The 25,196-nt window shown below is 62.8% G+C and carries 25 protein-coding genes and 1 pseudogene; 17 read left to right on the top strand and 9 right to left on the bottom strand.

From position 1 onward, the window contains the following. Positions 1–155 precede the first annotated feature (155 nt). Together HMPREF1022_RS08500 and HMPREF1022_RS08495 are read right to left on the bottom strand one after the other, a co-directional pair. Positions 156–671: a DUF302 domain-containing protein gene (locus HMPREF1022_RS08500; protein WP_009302791.1), complete on the bottom strand. Its 516-nt coding sequence runs from the start codon at positions 669–671 to the stop codon at positions 156–158. A gap of 13 nt (positions 672–684) precedes the next feature. Then, positions 685–1,254, bottom strand: coding sequence for a DUF417 family protein (locus HMPREF1022_RS08495; protein ID WP_008682158.1), 570 nt, complete (start codon positions 1,252–1,254; stop codon positions 685–687). A gap of 614 nt (positions 1,255–1,868) precedes the next feature. On the opposite strand from HMPREF1022_RS08495, the pseudogene HMPREF1022_RS19085 reads away from it, so the two are divergent. Then, positions 1,869–2,024 (top strand): annotated as a pseudogene (locus HMPREF1022_RS19085) (helix-turn-helix domain-containing protein); the annotation flags it as partial. Positions 2,025–2,042: 18 nt separating this feature from the next. Further along, positions 2,043–2,171, top strand: coding sequence for a hypothetical protein (locus tag HMPREF1022_RS19080; protein ID WP_269544222.1), 129 nt, complete (start codon positions 2,043–2,045; stop codon positions 2,169–2,171). Between the two features lie 28 nt (positions 2,172–2,199). Here the strand turns inward: HMPREF1022_RS19080 and HMPREF1022_RS08490 are convergent, their stop codons facing one another. Beyond that, positions 2,200–2,475, bottom strand: a complete 276-nt coding sequence (locus tag HMPREF1022_RS08490) for a helix-turn-helix domain-containing protein (protein WP_009302786.1) — start codon at positions 2,473–2,475, stop codon at positions 2,200–2,202. A gap of 532 nt (positions 2,476–3,007) precedes the next feature. On the opposite strand from HMPREF1022_RS08490, the gene HMPREF1022_RS08485 reads away from it, so the two are divergent. Next, positions 3,008–4,234 (top strand): EAL and HDOD domain-containing protein, encoded by a 1,227-nt coding sequence (locus HMPREF1022_RS08485; protein WP_156802908.1) that lies wholly within the window; start codon positions 3,008–3,010, stop codon positions 4,232–4,234. Positions 4,235–4,369: 135 nt separating this feature from the next. Here HMPREF1022_RS08485 and HMPREF1022_RS08480 read toward each other — a convergent pair whose 3' ends face one another. Both HMPREF1022_RS08480 and HMPREF1022_RS08475 read right to left on the bottom strand, forming a co-directional pair. Then, complete coding sequence (locus HMPREF1022_RS08480) at positions 4,370–5,191, bottom strand: putative metalloprotease CJM1_0395 family protein (protein ID WP_009302782.1); 822 nt, start codon at positions 5,189–5,191, stop codon at positions 4,370–4,372. A 370-nt stretch (positions 5,192–5,561) separates the two neighbouring features. Beyond that, positions 5,562–6,617 (bottom strand): methyltransferase, encoded by a 1,056-nt coding sequence (locus HMPREF1022_RS08475; protein WP_009302780.1) that lies wholly within the window; start codon positions 6,615–6,617, stop codon positions 5,562–5,564. Between the two features lie 78 nt (positions 6,618–6,695). On the opposite strand from HMPREF1022_RS08475, the gene HMPREF1022_RS08470 reads away from it, so the two are divergent. From HMPREF1022_RS08470 to HMPREF1022_RS16605, 11 genes are all read left to right on the top strand, one after another. Next, positions 6,696–7,487, top strand: a complete 792-nt coding sequence (locus HMPREF1022_RS08470) for an AzlC family ABC transporter permease (RefSeq protein ID WP_009302778.1) — start codon at positions 6,696–6,698, stop codon at positions 7,485–7,487. Then, positions 7,484–7,828, top strand: a complete 345-nt coding sequence (locus HMPREF1022_RS08465) for an AzlD domain-containing protein (RefSeq protein ID WP_008682174.1) — start codon at positions 7,484–7,486, stop codon at positions 7,826–7,828. The genes HMPREF1022_RS08470 and HMPREF1022_RS08465 overlap by 4 nt, the downstream gene beginning before the upstream one ends. Further along, positions 7,828–8,193, top strand: coding sequence for a DUF4911 domain-containing protein (locus tag HMPREF1022_RS08460; protein ID WP_009302775.1), 366 nt, complete (start codon positions 7,828–7,830; stop codon positions 8,191–8,193). Before HMPREF1022_RS08465 ends, HMPREF1022_RS08460 begins: the two co-directional genes overlap by 1 nt. Positions 8,194–8,351: 158 nt before the next feature. Further along, the gene (gene pyrH, locus HMPREF1022_RS08455; RefSeq protein ID WP_008682178.1) at positions 8,352–9,068 is read left to right on the top strand and encodes a UMP kinase; all 717 of its coding nucleotides are present in this window, start codon (positions 8,352–8,354) and stop codon (positions 9,066–9,068) included. Between the two features lie 108 nt (positions 9,069–9,176). Continuing rightward, positions 9,177–9,737, top strand: a complete 561-nt coding sequence (gene frr, locus HMPREF1022_RS08450; RefSeq protein WP_008682180.1) for a ribosome recycling factor — start codon at positions 9,177–9,179, stop codon at positions 9,735–9,737. A gap of 147 nt (positions 9,738–9,884) precedes the next feature. Continuing rightward, positions 9,885–10,607, top strand: a complete 723-nt coding sequence (gene uppS / locus HMPREF1022_RS08445) for a polyprenyl diphosphate synthase (RefSeq protein ID WP_009302772.1) — start codon at positions 9,885–9,887, stop codon at positions 10,605–10,607. Next, complete coding sequence (locus HMPREF1022_RS08440) at positions 10,597–11,406, top strand: phosphatidate cytidylyltransferase (protein ID WP_009302770.1); 810 nt, start codon at positions 10,597–10,599, stop codon at positions 11,404–11,406. Before uppS ends, HMPREF1022_RS08440 begins: the two co-directional genes overlap by 11 nt. Positions 11,407–11,620: 214 nt before the next feature. Then, positions 11,621–12,964: a 1-deoxy-D-xylulose-5-phosphate reductoisomerase gene (gene dxr, locus HMPREF1022_RS08435; RefSeq protein ID WP_008682188.1), complete on the top strand. Its 1,344-nt coding sequence runs from the start codon at positions 11,621–11,623 to the stop codon at positions 12,962–12,964. Positions 12,965–13,078: 114 nt separating this feature from the next. Further along, positions 13,079–14,233 (top strand): RIP metalloprotease RseP, encoded by a 1,155-nt coding sequence (gene rseP / locus HMPREF1022_RS08430; protein ID WP_009302768.1) that lies wholly within the window; start codon positions 13,079–13,081, stop codon positions 14,231–14,233. Positions 14,234–14,246: 13 nt separating this feature from the next. Then, positions 14,247–15,059, top strand: coding sequence for a tRNA (adenosine(37)-N6)-threonylcarbamoyltransferase complex dimerization subunit type 1 TsaB (gene tsaB / locus HMPREF1022_RS08425; protein ID WP_009302765.1), 813 nt, complete (start codon positions 14,247–14,249; stop codon positions 15,057–15,059). A 366-nt stretch (positions 15,060–15,425) separates the two neighbouring features. Then, on the top strand, positions 15,426–17,978 hold the full coding sequence (locus HMPREF1022_RS16605) for an ATP-binding protein (RefSeq protein WP_009302763.1): 2,553 nt from the start codon (positions 15,426–15,428) through the stop codon (positions 17,976–17,978). A 313-nt stretch (positions 17,979–18,291) separates the two neighbouring features. Here the strand turns inward: HMPREF1022_RS16605 and HMPREF1022_RS08415 are convergent, their stop codons facing one another. The 4 genes from HMPREF1022_RS08415 to HMPREF1022_RS08400 all read right to left on the bottom strand — a co-directional run bounded on the left by HMPREF1022_RS08415 (position 18,292) and on the right by HMPREF1022_RS08400 (position 22,491). Next, positions 18,292–19,119, bottom strand: a complete 828-nt coding sequence (locus tag HMPREF1022_RS08415; RefSeq protein ID WP_009302761.1) for a histidinol-phosphatase — start codon at positions 19,117–19,119, stop codon at positions 18,292–18,294. 137 nt (positions 19,120–19,256) lie between these two features. Further along, positions 19,257–20,180: a bifunctional riboflavin kinase/FAD synthetase gene (locus HMPREF1022_RS08410; RefSeq protein WP_009302760.1), complete on the bottom strand. Its 924-nt coding sequence runs from the start codon at positions 20,178–20,180 to the stop codon at positions 19,257–19,259. Positions 20,181–20,380: 200 nt separating this feature from the next. Next, on the bottom strand, positions 20,381–20,854 hold the full coding sequence (locus tag HMPREF1022_RS08405; RefSeq protein WP_009302759.1) for a hypothetical protein: 474 nt from the start codon (positions 20,852–20,854) through the stop codon (positions 20,381–20,383). A gap of 11 nt (positions 20,855–20,865) precedes the next feature. Continuing rightward, positions 20,866–22,491, bottom strand: coding sequence for a DEAD/DEAH box helicase (locus HMPREF1022_RS08400; protein ID WP_009302758.1), 1,626 nt, complete (start codon positions 22,489–22,491; stop codon positions 20,866–20,868). A gap of 328 nt (positions 22,492–22,819) precedes the next feature. On the opposite strand from HMPREF1022_RS08400, the gene hisI reads away from it, so the two are divergent. The 3 genes from hisI (at position 22,820) to HMPREF1022_RS08385 (ending at position 25,082) form a co-directional block, all read left to right on the top strand. Then, on the top strand, positions 22,820–23,251 hold the full coding sequence (gene hisI, locus HMPREF1022_RS08395; RefSeq protein ID WP_008682078.1) for a phosphoribosyl-AMP cyclohydrolase: 432 nt from the start codon (positions 22,820–22,822) through the stop codon (positions 23,249–23,251). Then, positions 23,248–24,141, top strand: coding sequence for an ATP phosphoribosyltransferase (gene hisG / locus HMPREF1022_RS08390; RefSeq protein ID WP_009302757.1), 894 nt, complete (start codon positions 23,248–23,250; stop codon positions 24,139–24,141). Before hisI ends, hisG begins: the two co-directional genes overlap by 4 nt. Before the next feature lie 167 nt (positions 24,142–24,308). Then, positions 24,309–25,082, top strand: coding sequence for a YkgJ family cysteine cluster protein (locus HMPREF1022_RS08385; protein ID WP_008682082.1), 774 nt, complete (start codon positions 24,309–24,311; stop codon positions 25,080–25,082). The last annotated feature ends 114 nt before the right edge of the window (positions 25,083–25,196 follow it).

The raw sequence follows: 25,196 nt of genomic DNA, 5'->3' as shown, positions 1-25,196 counted from the left end.
TTTGCTGTTGATATCTCTGCGGGGTCTTTTAGAGCATTTTGCGCTTGAAATTATCCCTTAACGGCGGAGTAAATTCGCCTTGCGATACTTTCGCGGTGCGGGTTTTCACGGAAAATCCGCACCGAGCGTTGAGATATTTTCAATATAAAAACGCTCTACATGCCTGCGGCGGCATTGGTCAGCTTCTCCAGCAGGCCGCGCATCTTCTTCACCACTTCCAGATCAGGATCGGCACCATAGCGGGCCGCGATCCAGGCCGGGTCGCTCCAGCTCAGCATGACGCCGTCCGGGCTTTCCCAGACCAGAATCTTCAACGGCAGGTCCAGGGCCGCTTCCGGGGCGGCCTGCATCAGGGCCGTGCCCACGGCGGGATTGCCGAAAATGACCACCCGCGCGCCGGTCATGTCCAGGCCCGCGCCCTGGGCGTTGGCCTTATGATCCACAGTCGCGAACACCGGGGCTTTGGCCGCCGTGAGCGTGTCGAGCAGGCGCTTCCAGACCGCGTCCAGATCGCCGTGGGCCTTTTTCCGCATCAGACCATTCTGCATATCATTCATGGGGATGTCCTTGGCTTGAGTTTCAGAGGCAATGCCTGTGTACAACAGGGCTAGCAGACAACACAGGGCCAGGCAAGGCGCGATGCCGCCGGATTTGAATTCAGAGCTGTTCATATCATTCTCCCGCTCAGTTGGCCGCGACGCGGCGGCGCAGATATTTTTTTGCCGAATCGGCCATGCAGACCAGGGCCGCGCCCATCATGACGGCATCCTTGAGCACCAGCCGCCCCCTGCCGCTCAGGTAGGGGAAACCGTGCTCCGCGTCGCCCAGGTCGGGCACCCAGACCTGGGGCGTGGTAATCAGAAAGGAAAGCGTGACCAGGGACATGCCGAAAACCAGCAGGCCGCCCACGGCCGCCACCTGCGGCAGCCAGGGCTGGAAGCAGAGCAGAATGCCCAGGCTGACGATGATCGCGCCGAGGATATACGAAGCCGTATAGGTGCCGTGCTCCAGGTGCCACCGGCGGTTTTCCGGCACCAGCTTGCCTTCCGGATTCATATGCGCCTTGTAGTCCGAGGGGTCGTCCATCAGAAAACTCATGAAGGGACTTTCAGCCACAAAGGGCACAATGCCGTCCGCCTCATAGGGTGCGATTTTCAGGCCGCCGATCCAGAACAGGACCACAATGAGCCCCAGGCGGGTCAGGGAGACGGCGAAGGTTTCAGTGTCGGCCATGAGTTGAAAGACGGATGCCATACGGATTTCCTCCGATTTGGGGGTGAACGGTCGGGCCGGATGCCGTGTGCGTTTTCTTGTGACGCGTTTTTGTTAATTAACGTTTATTAAAAAACAGCGTCAAATGTCAAGAAAAAAATACGGTGGGAATAACGTTGGCGCCGCTCCCAACCTCGCGCTGATGTCGCCCCCTGACGATGCCGTCCTGCCCCGAGGCAGCGCCGCCTGCCTTGTAGCGACAGTTAAGGCCACACAGCTTCGCCGTGAACGGCTCAAACAAATCGCTGGCGCAAGGCGGGCAAGCCGCCCCGCCTTGCTTTATCGCAGGCCTTCGGGCATATTTCCGGCAGGTGCTGATAACACCTTTCCCTAGGCGGACCCGCCGCCGACACACGCGGGGTTGCGCTTGCCTGGCAAGTGCAACCGTCTCTCCGTGTATGCTGTCGGGAGTGCGGTGAATACAACACCTCCTTGTGGGGGAATAAACCCGCTGTCCTAGGGCAGTTATCAGCTCCCGGCAATTGCTTTTCGGCAATCGCCAATCAGCTACGTCGGAGAGCGTTATGCCTGAAATGCCCGCCCCTGGCGGCCGCCCGCCGCAAAAAGATTTTGAATCGCAATAGCGCCGCGTTTTTGAGGCCGCCGCGTGCAAGACCCGGGCGGAACTGGCGGCTATCCTTGATATCCGGCAATCGGCCATTTCCGACGCCGAGCGGCGCAGGGCCGTCCCGTCCGATTGGCTCATAACCCTTTTCGAGAAAAAACGGATCAATCCGGAATGGGTAGGCATGGGGCAAGGAGGCAGGACGGTGCGGACCAGGGATGAGCCCGGCGTCAGCCCCGCTTCCGCCGCCGTCACAAGCAGACCGGCGGCGGAATGCACGACTGAAGACCTGCTGGCGGAAATTATGCGCCGTGCTTTGAAAAGCGCCGGTTAGAGCGGCGTCCGCATTTTATAGGCCTCCCCTAATCCTGGGGGGGCTTCCCTTTATTTATTTTTCGATCTATAGATCGATTCACCACATACGTATTGATCAGGACCCCCGGCAGAACGCCCAGAGCCTGCGCCAATGCCACAATGGTGGAAAGCCCCGCCTCGCGCTTGCCGTTCTCAAGCAGGCTGATGTATTGGGGATTGATATTGGAAGCCCTGCCCAAGTCCGCTTGGGTCATTCCGCATTTTCGGCGCAAAGCTGCAAGCTCCGCACCGAAAATAGAAGGGTCTACCTTATTGGCCGTCATAAGTTTTCAAGTTAAACTTTTTTTTAGGGCCTGACACTCGATCTTTAGATCGAAAACACTCAAAAAAAGAACCATCCCATGAGAAAAAGGAAAACACGCGGGAGGCAACGAAATCGCGCCGGAGGGAGAGAAGACGGCAATCGCTGTGAAAGTGACGATTTCAGCCTGCCGGCGTACTGCTCAGTCGGCTATGCGGCGTATTTTCGAAAATCACCGGCGGCCGTTGCGCAATCCTCTACGGGAAGGCGCTTGTTGCATGCGGATGTTTCCGAAGTCAGGTCGGCCCGGCAAAAAAGACGGATTGACCGGCCGGAAACAGTCAACGGGCACTTGGGCCTCTGCGGAGGAAAATGTGCGGATGCGCGCTGCATATTATCTGTGGAAAGTAAAAATACGTTATTGTGAACAGGTTCCGTAAAATCTACTCTCTGTTTATCATCTCAATTCGTACATTTGACACAGAAAGGCTTTGTCAAATATGCTGCCGTCACAAAATAATTTTTCTCCGTATTTCTCGCAGCAAACATCAATTATGCTATTTTTTGCACGACAACCCATATTCACGGTACGCGGCATATTATACGGGTATGAACTGCTCTTTCGGGACCAGTCCAATCTGACCGCCGCCAATATTCAGGACAGCAGCCAGGCGACCTCGGAAATCATTGTCGACGGAATTTCCTTTGCTTCGGCCCACTCCGGCACGCGCACGAAAGTTTTTATAAACATACCTGATGAGCTGCTGCGTAGCGAGATCCTTGAATCCCTGTCGCCGGACATGTGTATCCTCGAAATCCTGGAAACAGTTCCCTGTACGCGGGAGAATATTGCCGTCCTGCGGCATCTGAAATCCCTCGGTTACACCCTGGCCTTGGATGATTACAGGGGGCAGCGGGGAGTGGAAGGGTTCCTTGATCTTGTGGATATCGTGAAGGTGGATTTCCAGAGCGCGCCCGCCCGGCGGCTGGCGGGCATCTCGGAAGGCCTGCGCAAGCGCGGCGTCACGATGCTGGCGGAAAAAGTGGAAAGCTACCAGGAGGCGGAATGGGCCGGGAATGCGGGGTACGAGCTGCTTCAGGGCTTTTATTTTCAGCGCCCCGAGCTGATCTCCGCTAAAAGGCTGACCCCCGACGCGCACACCAAATTGCGGATATTGTACTATCTGGCCTCCGGCAGGATGGAACGGAAAGAACTGTTCGCTCTTCTTTCCTATAGCCCGCAACTGGCGTTCAGGCTGCTCAATTTTGTCAACTCGGTCGCCTTTTCTTTCCGGGAGAAAATAGACTCAATAAAACAGGCCATCGTGCTCATGGGCGTGGACCGGCTACGCCGCTGGCTTTCGGCCATGCTCATCGCCGATCAGAGCCACACTTCCGACACCGCGCGGGAACTGTCCATACTGTGCGTCTTCCGCGCGCATTTCCTGCGCGATATAGCCGCCTCCAGCGGCTCCCCCTATGCCGAGCAGCTTTTCGCGCTGGGGCTTTTTTCCACTTTGGACGCCATGCACCGCACATCCTTCGAGAATCTTTTTGAACGGGCCTTCCTGAACGAAGCGGTAAAAAAGGCGCTCATCTCGCAGGAAGGCGATTTTTATCCCTGGCTCAAGGCCGTACTCTGTTTTGAAACAGGCAATATAGACGAGGCGGCGCGGCTTTTTGCGGCTCTGGGCGTCTTCGATCTGCGCGAGATAGTGAAAAAATACAGGACAGCCATGACGCTGGCCTCGACATTTCACACTTTCGCCGAAACGCTCTGACAGCCGCCCGCTGTCGGCATATCCCCTTCCGTCGGAATCCTGTCGCAGCACGCGGCTGCAACTGATTCGCGCGCTTCGCTGCAAAGCAAAAATCTGACGTAGCGAGCGGGCAAAAAGGCATAGTGCCAACAGGCCCTAGACTTGCAGGGAAATGCCCGTGCCGCCGGGGGCCAGGGCCGTGGGCATGACGCCGCGCATGGACATGTCGGCATAGGCTCCGGCGGCGCGACGGCGCGCGGCCGAATCAACCGGGTCCGTTCCCGCAAGGGCCGCCGCGCCGGTCAATGCGGTTGCTTGGGCGGCATCAGCGGAAACAGCGGCGTCCGAGGCGGAAGTCCGCCCGGCGGAAGCGGGCTCCACAACGGCCGAAACCAGGCCGGATGCAGCCGGGCCTTCGCCGTCGCCCTCTTCTTTCCGGGCATCCCGCGCGGCACGGGCTTCCTGAGCCGCGGCGCGCGCCGCCACCTGGCGGTCCTGGCCGGAAGGCTCGCCCGGGGCCAGGGCGGCTCGGCGCACTTGTTGTGCCTTTTCCCTGCTGGCTTCCGGATCGCCCGGCACGGACGAGGCGTCAATGGAAACATGGCCGCCGATGGCGTACTGCCGCCCGTCCGGCCCTTTCTGGTAGGTATAGCTGGCCCCGCCGTTCACATGCCCGCCGCCCGCCGCCATGTGCGCGCTCTCATGGGCGCGTACCTCGGCGTCACGCAGTTTCAGCTCGCGCAACTGCTGTTGGGCTTCGGGGCTCAGACTCAGGCTGTCCGCCAGATCCGGCAGGCCCGACAGACCAGCCGGGCCGCTCTCTTGTCCGTCGTTCCGACCCGCCCGGCTTGCCGGGGCAAAGGGACTCCTCTCCCGGCCGCGTCCCCCCCCGCCCACGCCGTCAGGACCGGCGGCGGGAGCCAACGGCGTCAACGGTCCCACAGGACGGGGACTGATGCTTTCCAGGGCTTCGGACATATCCTTGATCCTTAGAGCGGATTAACTCTAAATTGCTCTGACGAAACGACGGTCACGGTTCCAGGCCCTCGCACGGGCCTGGAAAACGACATTACGTTTCTCTTATCGGCGGCTCCGGCCTGGACTTTAGAGCAGTTGCGCATGAAATGTGTCAACTGCTCCCGGAGAGTGTCGCCATGAGATGGCTTTTTGTGTTATATTAAGGAAAAAGAACGTTTTTAGAGCTGCTGTCTTTATCCGTACGGCTCCTTTGTCGCCTACGGCTGAAGCAAGGCGAACTACGGGCGCAGGGAGCATATTCAAACCCGGCCTTCGCACGGAGTGAGCCTGACGCGGGCAGGGGACAAAAAGACCATTCACCAGTGCTTTCCTAAGGCCGCACGGCGGTAACCACGGCGGACATGGTTTCAGCGGGCACGGCCGGTTCCACCGTGATGAAACCGGCGGCTTCCAGATCCTCCCGCACTTCCCCAAAGGTATAAACCCTGCCGTCCGCGCAATGCACCAGCATGTTCAGGCCGAACAAGGCCCCGGCCGCCGGGCTGGTTCCGTCCGCGCTCATGATGAAATCGCGCACGGCCACCTTGCCGCCGGATTTCAGGGCCTGCAAGGCGTTACGGTACAGGGCGCGGCTTTGTTCCCGCCCGTGCTGGTGGATGATGGCGCTGATCCAGGCCAGGTCAAAACCCGACGGCAGGGCGTCGCTGTAGAAATCACCGGCCTGAAAATCCACCCGGCCTTCCAGGGGCGTGCCTGCAAAACGCTGTCGCGCCGCCTCAATGCCCACGGGGCGGTCGAATATCACGGCCGTCGCCGTGGGCAAACATTCCAGAAAAGCCTGGGTATAGGTGCCGGACGCGCCGCCCACGTCCAGAATCCGCGCCGGTCCTTCGCCGAAATGCAGCACCCCGGCCTCGTGCAGGGCCCTGATCATGGGGGCCGCCGTGCGCACGGCCAACGAGTTCATGCCCATGATAAAGGAACGGTCGTCCTCCTCTTCGCCGAGGATGCTGGGCCGCCGGGTTCGGGGTTTGCCGTCCCGCACCGTGCGCGCCAGCTCCGCCCAGCCCCGCTGGGCGTTGGCCATATGCCGCAGCATGGGCACATAGGAAAGGGGGTGGCGGCTGTCCAGCGCGTCCCGGTAGGCTTCGGCCACGGCATAGACCCCCAGGCCGCCCTGATCCGGATCAGCCGATGCGCCGCCCATGCTTTTGCACAGATAACCCATGCCCGCCAGGGCGTTCAGCAGCACCGCGGCGCCTCGCTCGTCCACGCCGCATTCCCGCGCCAGGTCCCCGGCGTTCATCCGGTTGCCGTTGCGCAGAATAACAGTGAAAAAATCCAGTTCAGCCGCCGCCGTCAGCGCGCAGGAGCGCTGGTAGCCCGTGGCGTCGCGCTGCAATACGGCAAAGGGGGTTCTGTCCATGCGAGGCCTCCTTGGCTTGCCAGACCGGGGCAAAAAGAGTAGCCCTTATTGCTTCCATTCTACGGTGAGGTTACGCCTATGTCGAGTCCTTCCACCGTCTCCCCTGTGGCGGAAGGCCTGCGGCGCGCCCTGCCCATCGTGCTGGGCTATGTGCCTGTGGGCTTCGCCTTCGGCGTGCTGGCGGTCAAAAACAATATTCCCCCGTCCCTGGCCGTGGCCATGGCCGTGCTGATGTTTTCCGGCTCCGGCCAGTTCGTCTTCGCCAGCCTCTGGGGCGCGGGCGCGGGCATCCTGTCGGTCATCGCGGCGGTGTTCATCGTCAATCTGCGCTATCTGCTGATGTCCGCCGCCGAATCCCCCTGGCTGGCACGCCTGCCGCGCTGGCAGCGTTTTCTGCTGGGCCTGGGCCTCACGGACGAAACGTTCGCCGTGCACATCACAGCCCTGCAACGCGGCTGGAAGCTCTCTCTCACCACGCTTTATCTCTGCAACAGCACCACCCATCTGGCCTGGGTGATCGGCTGCGCCGTGGGCGCTTTCTGCGGCGAACTGGTCAACGACGTGCGCCCCCTGGGCCTGGATTACGCCCTCACCGCCATGTTTCTGGCCCTGCTGGTGCCCCAGTGCGTGAGCCGCCTGCACGTGCTGGTGGCCCTGTTCACCACGGCCCTGTCCATCGCCCTCAAGGCCGCCGGCATGAGCCAGTGGAATGTGGCCGTGGCCACAATTCTCGGCGCGAGCCTGGGCGTGCTGCTGCTCTACGCCCGGCGCGGCCCCGGCCTGGAGAATCCGGGAGCGGAACAGAACGCCGGAACGCAAGCCGAACATTCGGACAAACCTTCGGCCCAACCTTCGGAGGTCCGGCCATGAACGCATGGATTGACGTCCACAGCGCGCTGCTGCTCTGTGTTCTGGGCAGCGTGCTGGTAACCCAGCTGCCCAAGGTGCTGCCCGTGACCTTTCTCAGGGGCGACTGCCTGCCCGCCCTGCTGCGGCACTGGCTGTCCTTCGTGCCCGTGGCGGTCATGGCCGCCCTGGTGGGGCCGGACGTTTTCTTCTACGAAGGGCGTTTCAACGCGGGCACGTCAAATCTCTTCCTGATGGTCTCCCTGCCCTCCCTGCTGGTGGCCTGGTGGGGCAAGAACTATTTTGTGACCATCGCCTTCGGCATCAGCCTGGTGATTCTGGCCCGCTGGCTGGGCTGGTACTGATGGACGCGGACCACCCCAATGATCCCGGCCCGGGCATGCCGCACCCGGCCCTGTACCGCATGGGCCGCGCGGGACGGCGCGCCGGACCTCCCCTGCCGCCGCCCCGCCGCAGCGGCCGCCTGCTGCTGCGCCTGACGCCGGAACACATCGCGCTTTTCCGCTTTCTGCTGGAATCCTACGACAATCTCGCTTATTTCACCGTGCTGGAGCGGCGTACCGCTCTGCTCAAGCTGGTCTTTTCGCCCCAGCGGGAACGCGCCGTCCGCCGCGCCCTGGCGGAAATGGCCCGGAGCCTGCCCTTTACGGCGGAGGACTGGCCCCTGCCCGATCTTTCCGTCCCGTCCGAGCCCGCCGACCGCGCCTGAACCGGCCCGGCCGCCGGACGCGGACCCGCGCAAAAAGGCTTTGAGCCGGACGCGTTTTCTGCTATGACATCTCCGTTACACGGCGGCGGCCCGGCGCGCCTTTGTTCCCTTTCCGACGGCAGGCGTATCCTTTCAAAAGCTTTTACCAAGGCGGAGCCATGCCCACACTCAAGTACAAGCGCGTGCTGCTCAAACTGAGCGGCGAAGCCCTGGCGGGCGAGCACAAAACCGGCATCGACCCTGAAACCGTGGCCGCCATCTGCGGCGAAATCGGTACCGTGCTCGACATGGGCGTGGAAATGGCTCTGGTCATCGGCGGCGGCAATATTTTTCGCGGACTCTCCGGCTCGGCCAAAGGCATGGAGCGTTCCTCGGCGGACTACATGGGCATGCTGGCCACGGTGCTCAACGCCCTGGCCGTGCAGGACATGCTGGAAAAACAGGGCTATCCCACCCGCGTGCTTTCGGCCATCACCATGCAGGAAGTCTGTGAGTCCTTTATCCGCCGCCGTGCCCTGCGCCACCTGGAAAAAGGCCGGGTGGTGATCTGCGCCGCAGGCACGGGCAACCCCTATTTCACCACCGACACCACGGCGGCCCTGCGCGGCATGGAACTGAAGTGCGACGCCATCATCAAGGCCACCAAGGTGGACGGCATTTATGACAAGGACCCGGCCAAGCACCCCGACGCCGTCAAGTTCGACAGCATCAGCTACGACGAGACGCTCTCGCGGCGTCTGGGCGTCATGGACGCCACGGCCTTTGCCCTGGTGCGCGACAATAACGTGCCCATCATCGTCTGCCGCATGTTCGGGGGCGACATCCGCCGTGCCGTGCTGGGCGAGGCCGTGGGCACCATCGTACGCGAGAATTGAGGAAGCCCGCGTGATGCGGGTTGTTACCTTTTGCCCATGCCGGGCAAGGGACAACAAGACCCAAACGAGGTTTCCCAAGCTTTTCATCCACGCAAGGAGTAGGAATTGATGGATATCGACAGCACCCTTCTGGACGCTGAGGACCGCATGGAAAAGGCCCTGGCCGCGCTGGACCGCGACTTCGCCAAACTGCGCACGGGCCGCGCCTCCACAGCCCTGGTGGACGGCATCAAGGCCGACTACTACGGCACGCCCACGCCCGTCAGCCAGATGGCCTCCGTGGCCGTGCCCGACAGCCGCACCCTGACCATCCAGCCCTGGGACAAGGGCGGCATCGCGGCGGTGGAAAAAGCCATTCTAAAGTCCGACCTGGGCCTTACCCCGGTCAACGACGGCAAGATCATCCGCATCGTCATTCCGCCGCTCACCGAGGAACGCCGCAAGGATCTCGTCAAAGTGGCCCGCAAGTACAGCGAGGAGGCCAAGGTGGCCGTGCGCAACGTGCGCCGCGACGCCAACGACGGCCTGAAGAAGCTGGAAAAGGACAAGGAAATCACCGAGGACGAGCTGAAAAAGGCCGTGGACGACGTTCAGAAGCTCACGGACAAGTTCGTGGGCGACGTGGATAAGAAGTGTGCGGGCAAGGAAAAGGAAATCATGGACATCTAGTAAGATTTGGATTTTTTTGCCGCTGGCGGCGTCAGGCTTCGCGGCGCGCCTCGGTCGTGTAGGCAGCTACACTCTACGTCGGCACGCCGTTCGTCTTTCTTGCCAGCGACGAAAAAATCTCAAATCTTACGGTGAAATAGGCCATTCATGACAGAAGAAGTTGAAAAACTGCCCGCGCATATCGCCATCATCATGGACGGCAACGGCCGCTGGGCCCAGGCGCGCGGGCTCCCGCGCTCGGCCGGGCACCGCGCCGGGGCCGAAGCCGTGCGCACCGTGGTCACCGAATGCCGTGGCCTGGGCATCCGTCACCTGACCCTCTACGCCTTTTCCAGCGAAAACTGGAACCGGCCCAAGTCCGAGATCAGCGCCCTGTTCAGCCTGTTGCTGGAATTTCTGCGCCGTGAGGTGCCGCTGATGGAGGAAAAGGGCATCGCCCTCAAGGTGCTGGGCGACCTGGAAGGCCTGCCCCTGCCGCAGCGCACGGCCCTGCGCCACGCCATGGGCCGCACCGAAGCCGGGCGGGAAATGACGCTCAACCTGGCGCTCAATTACGGCGGCCGGGCCGAACTGGTGCGCGCCGTGCGAGGCTTTCTGCGCGACAACGCGCGGCCCGAGGACGTTACCGAGGAGAGCCTGGCGCAAGGCCTCTACACCGCCGGTCAGCCCGATCCGGACCTGCTCATCCGCACCAGCGGCGAGCAGCGTCTGAGCAATTATCTGCTGTACCAGTGCGCCTACAGCGAACTGTATTTCACGCCCGTGCCCTGGCCCGACTTCGGCGCCGACCAGTTGCGCGAGGCGCTGGCCGTCTATGCCGGGCGTTCGCGCCGTTTCGGCAAAACACAGGAGCAAATTGATGTCCGTTGACCATGCCGTCGATATCCGCCGCATCATCACCGGCCTGGCTCTGGCCGCCGCGCTGCTGCTGGTGCTCTGGCTGCGGGGCTGGCCCCTGCTCTTTGTGATCCTGCTGGTTGCGGCGCTGGGCCTCTGGGAATTCTATTCGCTGTTCTGGGGCCCCACGGGCCGCATTCCCAGCCGGATCTGCGCCATCGCCCTGGGCTGGGGCATGCTCTGCCTGACCTGGCTGAACCGCCCGCAGGACGCCCTGGTCTGCCTGGGCGCGGGTTTTGTGCTGGCGGCCATGACCTTTCTGTTCCGCTGGGACGTGGTGGAGGAGGAAAACGCTTTCTCCGCCAGCGGCATTTTCATGGCCGGTCTGGCCTATGTGCCCCTGCTGCTGCTTCCGGCCACCTATCTTTCCACGGTCAAGCTGATCTTTGTGCTGGCCGCCGTGGCCGTGTCCGACACCGCCGCCTATTTCGTGGGCACGCGCTTCGGCCACCACAAGCTCTGGCCGCGCGTGAGCCCCAACAAAAGTTCCGAGGGCGCTGTGGGCAGCCTGGTGGCCTGCGTGATCTTCTGCGCCGTGTACGGTGAAATTTACGGCAAAGTGGGCTGGTTCTCCTTCGCCCTGCTGGGCGTGGCGGTCAATGCCTTTGCCCAGGTGGGCGATCTGTTTGAATCCGCGCTGAAGCGTTCCGTCCACGTCAAGGATTCCGGCTCCATCCTGCCCGGCCACGGCGGCATTCTGGACCGCGCGGACAGCTTCCTGTTTGCGATGCCGATGGTGGCGGTGGTGGATCAGTGGTTCTTTTTCTTCTGATGGAAGCACCCGGAAAACGCGTCTTTTGCCCCCTGGCCGCGTCACAAGTCCAGCGCGACCCAGGTCTGTATACCAAGAATACTATCCCTGGCCCGCGCTGGACTTGCTCCTTGCCAGGAAACAAAATTCATCGTTTTCCGGGCGCTTCCATTTTTTTGTTTTTTTCCGGACGCGGCAAAGCAACGGATACGACGGTATTGATGCGGACACTCTGATGGCAGAACTCTGGCCGGGCCAAGGCGGTCCGGCGATCGACTATATTTCGGGGCCGCCCTCCGAGCGCTGGCAGCGGGAACAACCGCGCGGCCTGGTGATTCTGGGCGCCACCGGCTCCATCGGGCGCAACGCCCTGGCCGTGGTGGAGGCCAAACCGGGCTTCTTCCGCGTGTGGGGTCTGGCCTGCGCCCGTAATGTGGAGCGCCTGGCGGCCCAGGCCCAACGCCACCGCCCGCCCTTCCTGGCCGTGCTGGACGAGGCCGCCGCCGAAAAACTCGCCGCCCTGCTTCCCGCCGGATACAGGCCGCGCGTTCTGGTAGGGCGCGAGGGCTATGCGCAACTGGCGGCCCTGCCCGAAGCCTCCACCGTGCTTTCGGCCCAGGTGGGCGCGGCCGGGCTGGCCGGGACCCTGGCGGCGGCCCTGGCGGGCAAGGTCGTCTGTCTGGCCAACAAGGAATCCCTGGTCCTGGCCGGTGGCCTGGTGCGCGACATCTGCGCCCGCACCGGCGCGGTCATCCTGCCCGTGGATTCAGAACACAACGCCATTTTTCAATGCCTGGCCGGGCGCGGCCAGGAGGTCGCCAACCTGGTGCTCACCGCTTCGGGCGGCCCCTTTCGCGGCAAAAGCGCGGCGGAACTGCGCCAGGTTACGGTGGAGCAAGCCCTGAAGCACCCCAACTGGCGGATGGGCGCAAAAATCAGCATTGATTCCGCCACCCTGATGAACAAAGGGCTGGAAGTGGCCGAGGCCTTCCATCTCTACGGCGTGCCCAGCGAACGCATCCGCGTGCTGGTGCATCCCCAGTCCGTGGTCCATTCCCTGGTGGAACTGGCCGACAATTCCATGCTGGCCCAGATGGGCCCGGCGGACATGCGCATGGCTATCGCCCACTGCCTGCTCTGGCCCCATTGCTCGCCCGTGGGCGTGCCGCCGCTGGACCTGGTGGCCGCCGGGCAGCTCTCCTTCCATGAGCCTGATCTGGAAGCCTTTCCCTGTCTCGGCCTGGCCCGCAAGGCCCTGGCCCGGCGGGGCGGGCTGTGCGTGGTGATGAACGCGGCCAACGAGGCCGCCGTGGAACTTTTTCTGCAAGGGAACTGCGGCTTTGTGGACATTCCCCGACTCATCGGCGCGGTTCTGGAGGCCCATGCGGCCACCGCGCCGGGACAGGGGCCGTTCTGTCCGCCCGTGACCACTCCGGCCGACGCGGCTGATCCCCTTGCTCTTGAACGTGAAGTACATACCTTGGTAGAACGCATAGAGCGCCTCGACCATCACAGCCGCGCGTTGGTCCGTGAACTGGCGCGTGACGTTAGAGCATTTCAAAAAGTTAATCTGCTCTAGACACACAAAACCCATAGGGTTTTGCGGCGGCGCAGCCGCCGAAAGCCGGCGAAAATTGAGAGCCCAACTATGCTCGAAGTTTTTGCAATCAGACAATAGATACGGAGAATCCGCGTGCTGATGACCATTATTGCCGTAATCATAGTTTTGGGCGGCCTGATCTTTTTCCACGAGCTGGGGCATTTCGCCGTGGCCCGTTGTCTGGGGATGGGCGTATCCACATTTTCCCTGGGCTTCGGCCCCAAAATTCTCAAACGCAAACTGGGCAAGACCGAATACGCCCTGTCCCTGGTGCCTCTGGGCGGTTATGTGGCCCTGGTGGGCGAAAGCAATGAATCCGAGATCCCGGAAGGCTTCAGCCCGAAAGAAAGTTTCGCCCTGCGCCCGGCCTGGCAGCGCCTGCTGGTGGTGATCGCCGGACCGGCAGCCAATATCCTGCTGGCTTGGCTGCTCTGCTGGATTCTGGCCTTCGGCTGGGGCACGCCCGTATTGCTGCCCGATGTGGGCGCGGTGGTTGAAAACAGCCCGGCGGCCAAGGCCGGTCTCAAAGCCGGCGACCGCATCCTGAGCATTGACGGCCAGGCCGTGGGGAGCTGGGACGCCATGTCCGCGGCCATCGCCCACAGCGACGGCAAACCCATGCAGCTGGAAGTGCTCCGGCCCGCTCCGGAGGCCGACATGGAAACCGAACCCGCCGCCGACGGCACGCGGGGTCAGGGCGCCACGGTCGAGGGCACGACCCTGCACCTGGAAATGACGGCGGAACGCGCCGCGCGCAAGACCATTTTCGGCGAAAATGAAACCGCTTGGCTTATCGGCGTGCGCGCCGCCAACAGCGTGGATATGCGGCCGAAAGGCTTCTGGGAAGCGGCTTCGGCGGGCGCAACCGAAACCGGGCGTATGGTTTCCCTGACATGGCTGAGCTTTGTTAAGCTGGCCGAGCGGGTGGTGCCCCTGGACCAGGTGGGCGGGCCCATCATGATCGCCCAGATGGTGGGCAAACAGGTGCACGAGGGTCTGCCGGGCCTGCTGGCGCTCACGGCCCTTATCAGCATCAACCTGGGCATCCTGAACCTGCTGCCCATTCCCATCCTGGACGGCGGCCAGGTGGTCTTCTGCCTGCTGGAAATCATCTTCCGGCGACCCGTGAACCGCAAAGTGCAGGAATACGCCATGCGCGCGGGCCTGGCCCTGCTCATCGCCCTGATGCTGCTGGCCACCTTCAACGACGTCTGGCGTCTGATCAAGTCCGCCGGGGGCGCCGGTTAAACGGGAGGCCGCCATGAACGCGCATTCCACGGGCCTGGAGCTGATTCTCAACGCCGCCGAGGGCGTGTTGCAGATCGCGGTTACGGACAATGAGGCCCTGCTCTGCGCCCAGCAGTGGCACCGCTCCGAACGGGCCACGGAAATCCTGGCTCCGGCCCTGCGGGATATCTGCGCGGGCTTGGAGGTGCGTCAGGCGGACTTCCGGCGTATCGCCTGCGTGCGCGGCCCCGGCTCCTTCACCGGCATCCGCCTGATATTGACCACGGCGGCGGCCCTGCGCCGCACGGGGCGCGCCCAACTGGCCGGTCTGGACTATATGCAGGCCCTGGCCACCAGCGCGGTGCTCCGGCGCGGCCTGCTCTACGGCGCGCCGCTCTGGGTGCTGACCCATGCCCGCCGCAACCTGGTACACTGCCAGCCCTTTGTGGCCTATGGCCCGCAGATTCCGGCCCAGCCCCTGGAGTCCGTGGAACTGCTCGCCCCCGCCGAAGCCCTGCAACGCCTGGCCGCGCGGCCGGGGCATGTCTGCGGCAGCGGCCTGGCCCGCAACGCGGCGCTCTTCACCCCGCTCCGGACCGGCTCGGGCCCGGCCGGGGCCCCGGACGCGGTCCTGATGCCGGACCTGACCAGCCCGGACATAGCTGCCCTCTGCCTGCTGGCCCGGCACGGGGATTACTTCCCCCAGGATCTGGAGCCGCTTTACGTGCGCCCCTGCGACGCCGTGGAAAACCTGCCCCACTTGGCCGGACGCCAGGGCCTGGATGCCGACGAGGCCGTCAGCGCCCTGGACAATATGCTTGCGCGTACGCCCGAAAGCGAAATCTGATCTCCGGCCTGCCACCGCAGCGCCCGTGCTTCCATTCTCCGGCACGTCCGACTCCCGCCGACGCGCGTCTCGTATATCGTTTTTTCCGCGCCGTCGTGGGGCCCACGGCGGCTCCTGTTTTCACATAACCTACAAAAATAACAAAATATTTTTTTATTTACACAAAAGGACATTGTCCGTCACGGCTCTTTGGGATACACATAGTCTTCTCCTGTCCACGGGTGATATCTCTTCCAGAGAAGCCGCTGTCCGCTTCCCGCCATGCGGGCCGGGGGGTCGTTTAACCGCGGCCTGTTTCCGGTCCGCGCACCGGAGCATGTATACGGCGTGTCAATGCGCGCGCCGCCACGCCCGAAAGGACAGCCGATGTTTCTGAAAAAATATCCGCTCCACGGGGTCGCCCTCTGCAATGCATGCATCGGCCTGCTGCTGTTTGTGATTGTCATAGCTCTGCTGAACGCCATCAATCAGGCCATGTGGAGGGCCACGGAAAGCACCATCCGCAGCCTGATCCAGGCCAGCGGGGAAGCCATTGCCAACGCCGTCCGCCGCGACGTCCAGAGTCTTGAGTCCTTCAAGGAGAGCCTGCTGGGGGCGGACGCCGTGACGCCTGTCGCGGCCATCGGCCTGATGCAGCGCTACGTGGCCACCAGTCCCTTCAGTCAGGTCGCGGTGGTGAATGAACAGGGCAGGGGATATTTTGCCGACGGCGATCCGGTGGACATCAACAATGGCGAAGAATGGCATAATTTCGTCAAGGACGCCTCTGTCTCGCGCACCTATCTGAACGCCCAGGGACAGCGCCAAGTCACCATGCGGCGACCGCTTATCGTCAACGGACGGCACAGGGGCGCCGTCTACGGCAGCCTGTCCCTCGAAACATACGCCCAGCCCAGCGCCATGGACTTTTTTGACGGCCAGGGCTTATCCTTTATGGTTTCGGCCTGGACCGGCGAATATCTGATCGCCTCGCCGGACGCGCTGAAACAGGGGAACAAAACCGATTTTTACGCCGCCCTGGCCGCGTCGCCGGAAAACAAGCCGGAACGGATCGCCGCGCTGCGCCGGGCCATGAACGAGGGCAAGAGCGGCAGTGTGGTTATGAACGTTCAGGGCCGCCAGACCTATCTGTATTACACGCCCATCTTTCCCACGAACAACTGGGACATGGTTTCCATGGTCCCGGTGGACGCCATGCACCAGGCCGCCAACTACGTCAACGCGCTGGTGGCCATCGTCTGCCTGCTCATTCTGGCCGGTCTGCTCGTCATGTTTTCCCTGACCCGCCGCCACCGCGCCATGGCCCTGAAAATCAAGGCGCGCCATTACCGCGACTTTCTGTTCCACACGCTTTCCGGCAGCACGGACAGCGTATTCCTGATCTACAACGCCTCCCGCCGGAGCATGGAATACGTTTTCGAAAATCTGGAGCGGGTGCTCGGCATTCCCATGCGGGCCTGTCTTGAAAATCCCGCCGCCCTTTTCAAACATTGCATCTTCAAGCCCGGCTCGCGCCTGCGCGAGGATTTTGAAGCGGCCTCCATCCGCGACGCCCGCAGCGAGGAATGCTACATCATCAATCCCGCCACCGGGGAAAAACGCTGGATCAAATTCTCCCTGGTCCCCAGAGACGACGCCGATGGTCAAATCTATTACGTTATTTCTCTCAGTGACATCACGGAAGAAAAGGCCATGCGCCGTCTGCTCAAGGATTCGCTGGCCGCCGCGAAACAGGCCAGTAAGGCCAAAAGCAGCTTTCTTTCAGCCATGTCGCACGACATCCGCACGCCCATGAACGCCATCATCGGCATGGCAACCATTGCCGAGCGGCACGCTGGCGACCCGGAGCGCGTGCGGGATTGCCTGGACAAGATTTCCGTGGCCTCCCGGCTGTTGCTGGGCATCATCAACGAAGTGCTGGACATGTCCAAGATTGAGAGCGGCAAGTTGCTGCTGAGCAACGCGCCTTTTGATCTCAATGACCTGATCCGCGACACCCTGGATATGATCCGCCCTATGCTGGAAAGTCGCCAACACGAATTCCACCTGCACATGGACATTAGCCAGCCGGCGCTCCAAGGCGATACGCAACGCATCCAGCAAATTTTGCTCAATCTGCTTTCCAACGCCGCGAAGTACACGCCGGACAAGGGCCGTATCAGCCTTTCCATCAGCGAAAAAGCGACCCTCGCTCCACCCATGAGCCGGATCATCATTGTGGTCGAGGACAACGGCTTCGGCATGAGCCCGGAATTCCAGAAACGGATTTACGACTCTTTCGCGCGCTCCGACGACGAGCGGGTGCACCGCATTCAGGGCACGGGCCTGGGCATGCCCATTGTGCGCAATCTGGCGCGGATGATGCATGGCAGCATTACCATCGAAAGCGAGCTGAATCAGGGCAGCCGCTTTACGGTGGAACTGGCCCTCTGCCGCCAGCAGGACGGAGGCCGGTGGACAGCCGAACCCCCGAAAGAGGAGCCCGAACCGCCGCAACGCCTGGAGGCGGACCAGACTCTGCTCGCCATGCCGGACGATTTCAACGGCAAGCGCATTCTGCTGGTGGAGGACAATGAACTGAATATGGAAATCGCCCTGGAGTTGATCGGTTCCATGGGCGTGGCCATCGACTGCGCCGAAACCGGGCAGCAGGCCGTGGAGCGTTTCGCGGCCTCACCGGAAAGCTATTATGATCTGGTTTTCATGGATATCCAGATGCCGGTCATGGATGGACACGACGCCACCAGGGCCATCCGCGCCCTGAACCGGAAAGACGCCCGCCAAGTGCCCATCGTCGCCATGAGCGCCAATGCCTTTGCCGAGGACATCCAGGCTGCGGAAAACGCCGGGATGGACGGGCATTTGCCCAAGCCCATCGACCTGACCCTGCTGCGGGACACGCTGCGCCGCTGGCTCTGAGGAAGGGAGTCCGACGTTGGGGCATGCACGCCGCCGCGTTGGAACATTGCAACCTTGCAGCGTCCTAACGCGGAACACGGTGAGGCGCGCCGCGAAGACCGACCCGACGGGCGGCCCGTAGGGCCGTGCCTGTAGCCCAAAGGGCCTACAGGCATCGAGAGCAACGCGGCGTGGATTGCGGCGGAGTGACCGACGGCAGCCCGGAGGGCTGTCCCCATAGACGATAACGGAGCCACACGGGGATCGACAGCAGCGATAAACGGAATTTTGCCGGAATGAACCCTTTGAAACACTTAGGTGGGCTGCTCTCGGCTCAAAAAGGCAGAAAACGCGGCTTGCGGTCCACAAAAATCACGCTTTGCGCATAGCCGAAAGAACGGGCGTACGCCGCCAGATGGTCGAAACCGAAGGCCACGTCCGCCGTGGCATGAGCGTCCGAGCCGAAGCTGATGTTCACGCCCAGTTCGGCGGCCAGGCGCATAATGGGCGGGGCCGGATAGGGTTCGGCGAAGTCCTTGCGCAGGCCCGCCGAGGACACTTCCAGGGCCACGCCGGTTTCACGCATGGCGGCCAGGGTTTCGCGGATCAGGTCCAGGCTGCCCGGCACGGCCAGCCAGGCGTGGAAGCTCTCCCAGCAGCGCACCTTGATGAAGTCCGGGTGGGCCACGATGTTCATCAGGCCGCTGCGGACCATGGCCGTCATCTCCCGGTAATAGGCCGCGAAACGCCTGTAACGTTCCTCCTCGCTCTCGCCCTGGCTCCAGTTTTTGGGTGACCCCACAGCCAGCATGCCCAGAAAGTGCAGGCCGCCGATCACGTAGTCAAAAGGCCAGCGCGCCGCCAGCTCCCGCATATAGGGCATGCGCGAGGGGATCCAGTCCAGCTCCATGCCCAGCAGCACGCGCGGGGCTCCCGGCAGGTGGAAACGCTCTCGCAAGGCCAGTACTTCGTCGACATAGCCCGGAAAATCACCGGCCAGGTCGCCATGATACAACGGGCAGGCATAGCCGGGCGGCAGGGGCGAATGCTCGGAAAAGCCGTACCAGCCCAGCCCCAGACGCCGCGCGGCCTCGTACATTTGCGCTGCCGAGGCCTCTCCGTGGGAGATGAGGGTGTGATTATGCACGTCAGCGAGAATCATGCCGCGCCTCCCGTCAGGCGTCTTTCTGATTTGGGGGAATGCTGATTACTGAAAATTTTTGTTCTCCGCACAACGCTTGGAGCCTGCGTCACAATGGCCAAAGCACGGCGAACTGCGGGCAGAGGGCAAAAAGACCATTACTCGGCCTTCTCCAGAATCCGTCGGGCTTCGGCCACGTCCTCGCCGATCCGGCGGGTGAGCTCCTCCACCGAGGCGAAGCGGCGCTCGCCGCGCAGCCGGGCCACGAACTCCAGGCGCACGCGCCGTCCGTACAGATCGGCCGAGGTATCCAGCAGAAAACTTTCCACAGTCACGTCCCGGCCCCCGAAGGTGGGCTTGCGCCCCACATTGGTCACGGCCTGATGCCAGGTTTCGTCCAGACGCACGCGGGCGGCGTAGACGCCTTCGGCGGGCAGCAGGGTTTCCGGCGGCAGCAGGTTGGCCGTGGGAAAACCCAGGCCGCCGCCGCGCCCCTCGCCGTGCACCACTTCGCCGGAAAAGCCGTAGCAGCGCCCTAGCAGGCGCGCGGCCTGCCAGACGTCGCCCCGGCTGATCAGGTCGCGCAGACGGGTGGAACTGACCACCGCGTCGTCCACAATGACCGGCGGCAACTGTTCCACCGCAAAGCCCCAGTCCGCGCCCAGGCTCCGTAACACTTCGGCATGGCCGCTGCGGCCCCGGCCCAGGGAAAAATCATAACCCACCACCAGACGGCGCAGATGCATGGGCAGCAGATAGCGGCGCACGAATTCCTCGGGCGTCAGGGCGGCCAGTTCCTGGGTGAAAGGCAGCTCCAGCACGTGCTCCACACCCAGGCCCGCCAGCAGTTCCAGCCGCCGTTCCCGGCTGGTCAGCGGGGCGTGGGGCTTGTGCGGGGAGACGACCAGACGCGGGTGCGGCCAGAAAGTCACCAGCACGCAGGCCAGATCATCCTGGCGGCAGACATCCAGAGTGCGGCGGATCAGGGCTTGGTGGCCTTTATGCACGCCGTCGAAGTTGCCGATGGTGACGCCGGCGCCCGTCAGGGAGCCCAGGCCGTCCACGGAATGTACAAGTTGCATAGGTCGCGTCAGTTCCGAGCGTTGGAGGAAGGGAACGAGTCTCCCGGGAGCAGAGCCCGTTTTCCCGACAGATGGATTTTGTTCCCTGGCAAGAAAACGGCCGATTACGGGCCGGGGATAGTACTCTTACGGTACAGCCCTGGCCCGTAATCGGCCGTTGACGCAGTCCAGGGGGCAAAAGCCGCTGTTGAAAACGGGCTCTAAATTAATCTGTCGAAAATAATTTTGTACGCCCTGCGAATATGCAGCACCAGCCTGAGGGTCAGGCTGCGGGCCTGCTTTTCATCCTGCACGGAAAAAGAGCCCAGATGCCGGGCCACATCGCTGAAATCCGCGTCGCCCTTGGGCTGAAGCATGCCCCAGTACTGCTGGGCTCGCTCCATGATCCGGGCGCTGAGCTTGTCCGGATGGGCAATACGGTAGGCATGCAAAAACGTGGCGAAAATATGCTCCGCATCCTGCGGGAAGGAACTGGACAGGGCCAGACGCCAGAGGGCCATGTACAGGCCGCGCCATTCCACCAGCATCTGGCGGCGGCGCATGAACTGCATGCGGCCGATGCCCATGAGCTCCAGCTCGGCCGTGAAGTCAGCGTCCTCCAACAGGGCCGCGAAATTCTCCAGAGCCTCCTGCACAACGCTCTTGTCGTCAAACACTTCCGCAACGTTTTGCATAGGCCTTCCGTTCAGCTTTCCGCCCCGGCGTCGCTGTCGCCGCCGTCCTTGCGCCTGCGCGGCGAACGCCGACGGCGTTTGCGGCTGCCGTCATGCGGCTCGGCCTCACTGCGGCCGGCGGCATCGACGCGGGAACGCGGGGCATCCCCGGCATCATTCTTTCGCCTGGCGGGCACGGGCTCGCTGTCGGGAAAGCGGTTTTCGTGCAGGCTCTGCTGATGGCAGGCGTCCAGCAGCATGGCCAGCAACTGGACATCGTCCTCTTCCTCGCTCTGTTGGGCGAGTTCGCGCGCCAGGGCCGCGTAGCGGGCCACGCGCACGCGTTCCAGGCCGGTGAGCGTGCGGAAGCGCGCCTCCAGAATGGCGGTCAGGCGCGTGCCCGCCACCTTGGCCACGTCTTCGTCCGTGGGCAGGGGCAGTTCCATGAGCCCGATCTTGTAATGCTTGGCGATGCGCTCCAGCTCCATGCGCTGCATCACGTCCACCAGGGAAATCACCGTACCCGCGGCCCCGGCGCGCCCCGTGCGCCCGGCGCGGTGGATGTAGCTTTCATGGTCCTCCGGCGGCTCATAAAGAAAGACGTGCGACAGGGCCGGAATATCAATGCCCCGCGCGGCCACGTCCGTAGCCACCAGATATTGCAGGCGGCCCTTGCGGATTTTGTCCAGCACGGCCTCGCGCCTGTTCTGCGAAAGATCCGCCGAAAGCTCGTCGGCGCTGTAGCCGAAGCCCTGGAGCACGCCGGTCACATAGTGCACATTGGCCTTGGTGTTGCAGAAAATAATGGCTGAAGCCGGATTTTCCGTTTCCAGCAGGCGTACCAGGGCCCTGTCCTTGTCCATTGGCTTGACCTCGCAGAAGAGGTGCTGGACCTCGGCCACATGGACCTCTTTCTGGGACAGGGAAAGCAGGGCCGGTTCCGACATGAACTCGGCGGCCAGCTTGAGCACGTGTGGCGGATACGTGGCGGAAAACAGGCAGGTGTGGATGCGCTTTTTGGGCAGATAGCGCTGCACTTCCTTCATGTCCGGGTAAAAACCGATGGACAGCATGCGGTCGGCCTCGTCAAAGACCAGCACACGCAAGTCCTTGAGGTCCAGCGTGCGGCGCAGCAGGTGGTCCAGCACGCGGCCCGGCGTGCCCACAATGACCTGGGCCCCCTCGCGCAGGGCGTCCATCTGTTTTTTGTAGCCCACGCCGCCGTACACGGCCACGGTCCGGATGCCGGTATCCGCGAAAATCACGGCGGCCTCGCGTTCCACCTGCACGGCCAGCTCACGCGTGGGAGCGAGCACCAGGGCCTGCGGGGCCTTGAGTTCCGGATCCAGGCGGGGCAGCATGGGCAGCAGATAGCAGCCGGTCTTGCCGCTGCCCGTGCGTGACTGGACCATGATGTCCCGCCCTTCCAGCAGATAGGGCAAAGCCAGGGATTGCACCGGCATCAGGCTCTGCCAGCCCGCGCGGGCACAAGCCGCGTGCATGGCTTCAGGCAGGTCGGCCAGGCCGACTTTGGGCAGGGCGTTTTCCGGCTCACTGACGGAGAGTTCCTCCGTGGCGAGGGGAGCGGCGTCTTCCGCCGGTTCCGGGGCGGAAACGTCCGCGCCGGGCATTGTGGTATCGGAGAGATCTTCTGACATATGTCATCCCGGCGGAATAAAACCGCCTTAGTATAAAGGTATTGTCAACAAGTTATAATGCCATAAACCACACTTTTCCGCAAGGTTCACCATGCGGACGGCAAAAGGGCGCATCCCCGCCGGGGAGGAGAGGCGCGCGAATAAGACGCGCGGCTTGCCTCCGCCGTCGATTGCGGATAAATTCAGCCCGCTGCGCGGGTGGGCACATTATGTGCCGTAGCCGCTCCGCAAGGATTTGTCCGCAAATCCTCGCCGCGAAACGCGAGCGGACGGGCTTTGCCGTCGTGAACGAGCATCTCAAGTGTTACATGCTCCAAGGAGAACATCCATGTCCAGTCAGCAGTCTTGCCGGCACGGGGAAAATGCCCCGGCTGACTTCGCGCCCGACTTCAGCAAGGGCCTTGTGCCCGCCATCGCCCAGGACCAGGCCACGGGCGAGGTGCTCATGCTGGCCTATATGAACGAGGAGGCCTGGCGCAAGACCTTGGAGACCGGCGAGGCTCACTACTGGAGCCGCAGCCGCAAGGAACTCTGGCACAAGGGCGGCACGTCCGGCCATGTCCAGAAGGTGCGCTCCCTGCGTCTGGACTGCGACAGCGACACCGTGCTGCTGCTCATCGAGCAGGTGGGCGGCGCGGCCTGCCACAGCGGGCGGCGCTCCTGCTTTTACCGGGAATGGGAGGACGGAGCCGTGACCGTCTGTTCGCCCCAGGTGTTCGATCCCCAAAAAGTTTACGGCGGAGAAAGGAAATCCTCATGAGCGCGCAGACGCAGCCGATCATCAAACTGGGCGTGCCCAAGGGCTCGCTGGAAGAAGCCACCATCAATCTTTTCGAACGCGCGGGCTGGAAAATCCGCAAGCACACCCGCAACTATTTCCCGGACATCAACGATCCGGAAATCGCGGCCTCGCTCTGCCGCGTGCAGGAAATCGGCGACTATATCGAAGCCGGGGTGCTGGATGTGGGCATTACCGGCCTGGACTGGCTGTCCGAGCGCGGGCATGAGGACAAGGTGGCGCGCATCGCGGACTTGGTCTATTCCAAAACCTCCAACCGGCCCTGCCGCTGGGTGCTGGCCGTGGCCGGGGATTCGCCCTATACCCGCGCCGCCGACCTGGCCGGAAAACGCATCGCCACGGAGCTGGAAGGCCTGACCCGCCGTTATTTCGCCAAAGCGGGCGTGGATGTGGATGTCTTCTACTCCTGGGGGGCCACCGAGGCCAAGGTGGTGGAAGGACTGGCCGACGGCATTGTGGAAGTGACCGAGACCGGCACCACCATCCGCGCGCACGGGCTCAGAATCATCGACGAGGTCATGGTCTCCTACCCGGTGCTCATTGCCAACAAGGAGGCCTGGGCGGACCCGCGCAAGCGGGCCAAGATCGAACAGCTCACCCTGCTTTTGCAGGGCGCGCTGCGCGCCGAAAACCTGGTGGCCATCAAGATGAACGCCCCCGCGGCCCATCTGGACGCCATCCTGGAAATGCTGCCCTCGCTCAATTCGCCCACGGTATCGCCTCTGCGCGACGGGCGCTGGCTGTCCGTGGAAACAGTGGTGGAGATCGGTATTGTGCGCGATCTCATCCCGCGCCTGCGCGAAGCCGGGGCCGAGGGCATTATTGAATACGCGTTGAACAAGGTCATCTAGGGTAAAATCACTTCTCAACGTTAATCTGCTCCAGAGACTGTTAACGCTATGCCTTTTTGCCCGGCCCACGCCTGAAGCAAAGCCGGTTTTTCCGGAAAATCCCGCCGGACGCAATGCCGGACACTGCGAAGAAGATGCGCCCGCCTTGAGCGCGCAAAGGAGATTTCATGGAGACCGATGAAAGCCGCGAACTTCTGGAAAGCCTGCCCGAGCTCCAGGCGGACGAGACCTTCTGTTTTGACTGCAATCCACAGGTGCCCTGCTTCAACCGCTGCTGCGCGGAGCTGACCCTGCCGCTCACGCCTTATGACGTACTGCGCCTGCGCCGCCACATGGGCATTACCAGTGAGGAATTCCTGAATACCTTCGCCATCATGCGCTCCTTTCCGGACACGGGCTTTCCCCTGCCCATGCTGCGCATGCTCCAGGGCCCCGGCGAGCCCTGCCCCTTTGTGGGCCCGGCGGGCTGTTCGGTCTATGAGGACCGGCCCGGCGCCTGCCGCTGCTACCCGCTGGGGCGCGGCACCAAGATGGCCGAGAACGGGGTGGCCGAACGCTTTTTCGTGGTGCGCGAGCCCCATTGCCACGGCTTTGACCAGGGCACGCAGCGCACGGCGCGCCAGTGGTTCGAGGACCAGAGCCTTTCGGAATACAACGCGGCCAACGATCGCTACATGCGGCTCATGGCCCTGGTGCGGGCCACCGGCAAGCCGCTGGAAGCGCGCCTGGCGACCATGAGCGTGCTCTGCCTCTACCAGTTGGACAAATTCCGCGAGCTCATCACCCATATGCGCATTTTTGAACATGTGGACATTGACGCTGCGCGCCGGGCCGCCATCATGGAGGACAGCCCGGCCGGCGACGTGGCCGCTCTGGAGTTCGGTCTGGATTGGATGGAGCTGATAATCTTCGGCAAAAGCCAGGGCCTGAACAAAAAATAGCTACGCCGGTTTCAACGCGGCAAACGCTTGCGAAAAACCGCCGGGCCTTTTGTCCCGGCGGTTTTTCGCGTTTCCGGGCCCGGCCCGCGTCCGCCCGGCAACGGCCTTGTTTAT

The sequence above is a fragment of the Desulfovibrio sp. 6_1_46AFAA genome (genome assembly GCF_000224635.1).
Taxonomy (GTDB): domain Bacteria; phylum Desulfobacterota; class Desulfovibrionia; order Desulfovibrionales; family Desulfovibrionaceae; genus Desulfovibrio; species Desulfovibrio fairfieldensis.
Note: the sequence above shows the minus strand (reverse complement) of the source record. Positions and strands in the feature narration are given on the sequence as shown.

Excerpts from the sequence above, each read along its gene's own strand:
- HMPREF1022_RS08490 (WP_009302786.1), bottom strand. The coding sequence starts at position 2,475 with ATGACGGCCAATAAGGTAGACCCTTCTATTTTCGGTGCGGAGCTTGCA.
- HMPREF1022_RS08500 (WP_009302791.1), bottom strand. The coding sequence starts at position 671 with ATGAACAGCTCTGAATTCAAATCCGGCGGCATCGCGCCTTGCCTGGCC.
- HMPREF1022_RS08415 (WP_009302761.1), bottom strand. The coding sequence starts at position 19,119 with ATGATTCTCGCTGACGTGCATAATCACACCCTCATCTCCCACGGAGAG.
- HMPREF1022_RS08400 (WP_009302758.1), bottom strand. The coding sequence starts at position 22,491 with ATGTCAGAAGATCTCTCCGATACCACAATGCCCGGCGCGGACGTTTCC.
- HMPREF1022_RS08485 (WP_156802908.1), top strand. The coding sequence starts at position 3,008 with ATGCTATTTTTTGCACGACAACCCATATTCACGGTACGCGGCATATTA.
- pyrH (WP_008682178.1), top strand. The coding sequence starts at position 8,352 with ATGCCCACACTCAAGTACAAGCGCGTGCTGCTCAAACTGAGCGGCGAA.
- HMPREF1022_RS08405 (WP_009302759.1), bottom strand. The coding sequence starts at position 20,854 with ATGCAAAACGTTGCGGAAGTGTTTGACGACAAGAGCGTTGTGCAGGAG.
- HMPREF1022_RS08480 (WP_009302782.1), bottom strand. The coding sequence starts at position 5,191 with ATGTCCGAAGCCCTGGAAAGCATCAGTCCCCGTCCTGTGGGACCGTTG.
- dxr (WP_008682188.1), top strand. The coding sequence starts at position 11,621 with ATGGCAGAACTCTGGCCGGGCCAAGGCGGTCCGGCGATCGACTATATT.
- HMPREF1022_RS08470 (WP_009302778.1), top strand. The coding sequence starts at position 6,696 with ATGTCGAGTCCTTCCACCGTCTCCCCTGTGGCGGAAGGCCTGCGGCGC.
- HMPREF1022_RS08475 (WP_009302780.1), bottom strand. The coding sequence starts at position 6,617 with ATGGACAGAACCCCCTTTGCCGTATTGCAGCGCGACGCCACGGGCTAC.
- frr (WP_008682180.1), top strand. The coding sequence starts at position 9,177 with ATGGATATCGACAGCACCCTTCTGGACGCTGAGGACCGCATGGAAAAG.
- uppS (WP_009302772.1), top strand. The coding sequence starts at position 9,885 with ATGACAGAAGAAGTTGAAAAACTGCCCGCGCATATCGCCATCATCATG.
- tsaB (WP_009302765.1), top strand. The coding sequence starts at position 14,247 with ATGAACGCGCATTCCACGGGCCTGGAGCTGATTCTCAACGCCGCCGAG.
- hisG (WP_009302757.1), top strand. The coding sequence starts at position 23,248 with ATGAGCGCGCAGACGCAGCCGATCATCAAACTGGGCGTGCCCAAGGGC.
- HMPREF1022_RS16605 (WP_009302763.1), top strand. The coding sequence starts at position 15,426 with ATGTTTCTGAAAAAATATCCGCTCCACGGGGTCGCCCTCTGCAATGCA.
- HMPREF1022_RS08495 (WP_008682158.1), bottom strand. The coding sequence starts at position 1,254 with ATGGCATCCGTCTTTCAACTCATGGCCGACACTGAAACCTTCGCCGTC.
- hisI (WP_008682078.1), top strand. The coding sequence starts at position 22,820 with ATGTCCAGTCAGCAGTCTTGCCGGCACGGGGAAAATGCCCCGGCTGAC.
- HMPREF1022_RS08460 (WP_009302775.1), top strand. The coding sequence starts at position 7,828 with ATGGACGCGGACCACCCCAATGATCCCGGCCCGGGCATGCCGCACCCG.
- HMPREF1022_RS08465 (WP_008682174.1), top strand. The coding sequence starts at position 7,484 with ATGAACGCATGGATTGACGTCCACAGCGCGCTGCTGCTCTGTGTTCTG.
- HMPREF1022_RS08440 (WP_009302770.1), top strand. The coding sequence starts at position 10,597 with ATGTCCGTTGACCATGCCGTCGATATCCGCCGCATCATCACCGGCCTG.
- HMPREF1022_RS08410 (WP_009302760.1), bottom strand. The coding sequence starts at position 20,180 with ATGCAACTTGTACATTCCGTGGACGGCCTGGGCTCCCTGACGGGCGCC.
- HMPREF1022_RS08385 (WP_008682082.1), top strand. The coding sequence starts at position 24,309 with ATGGAGACCGATGAAAGCCGCGAACTTCTGGAAAGCCTGCCCGAGCTC.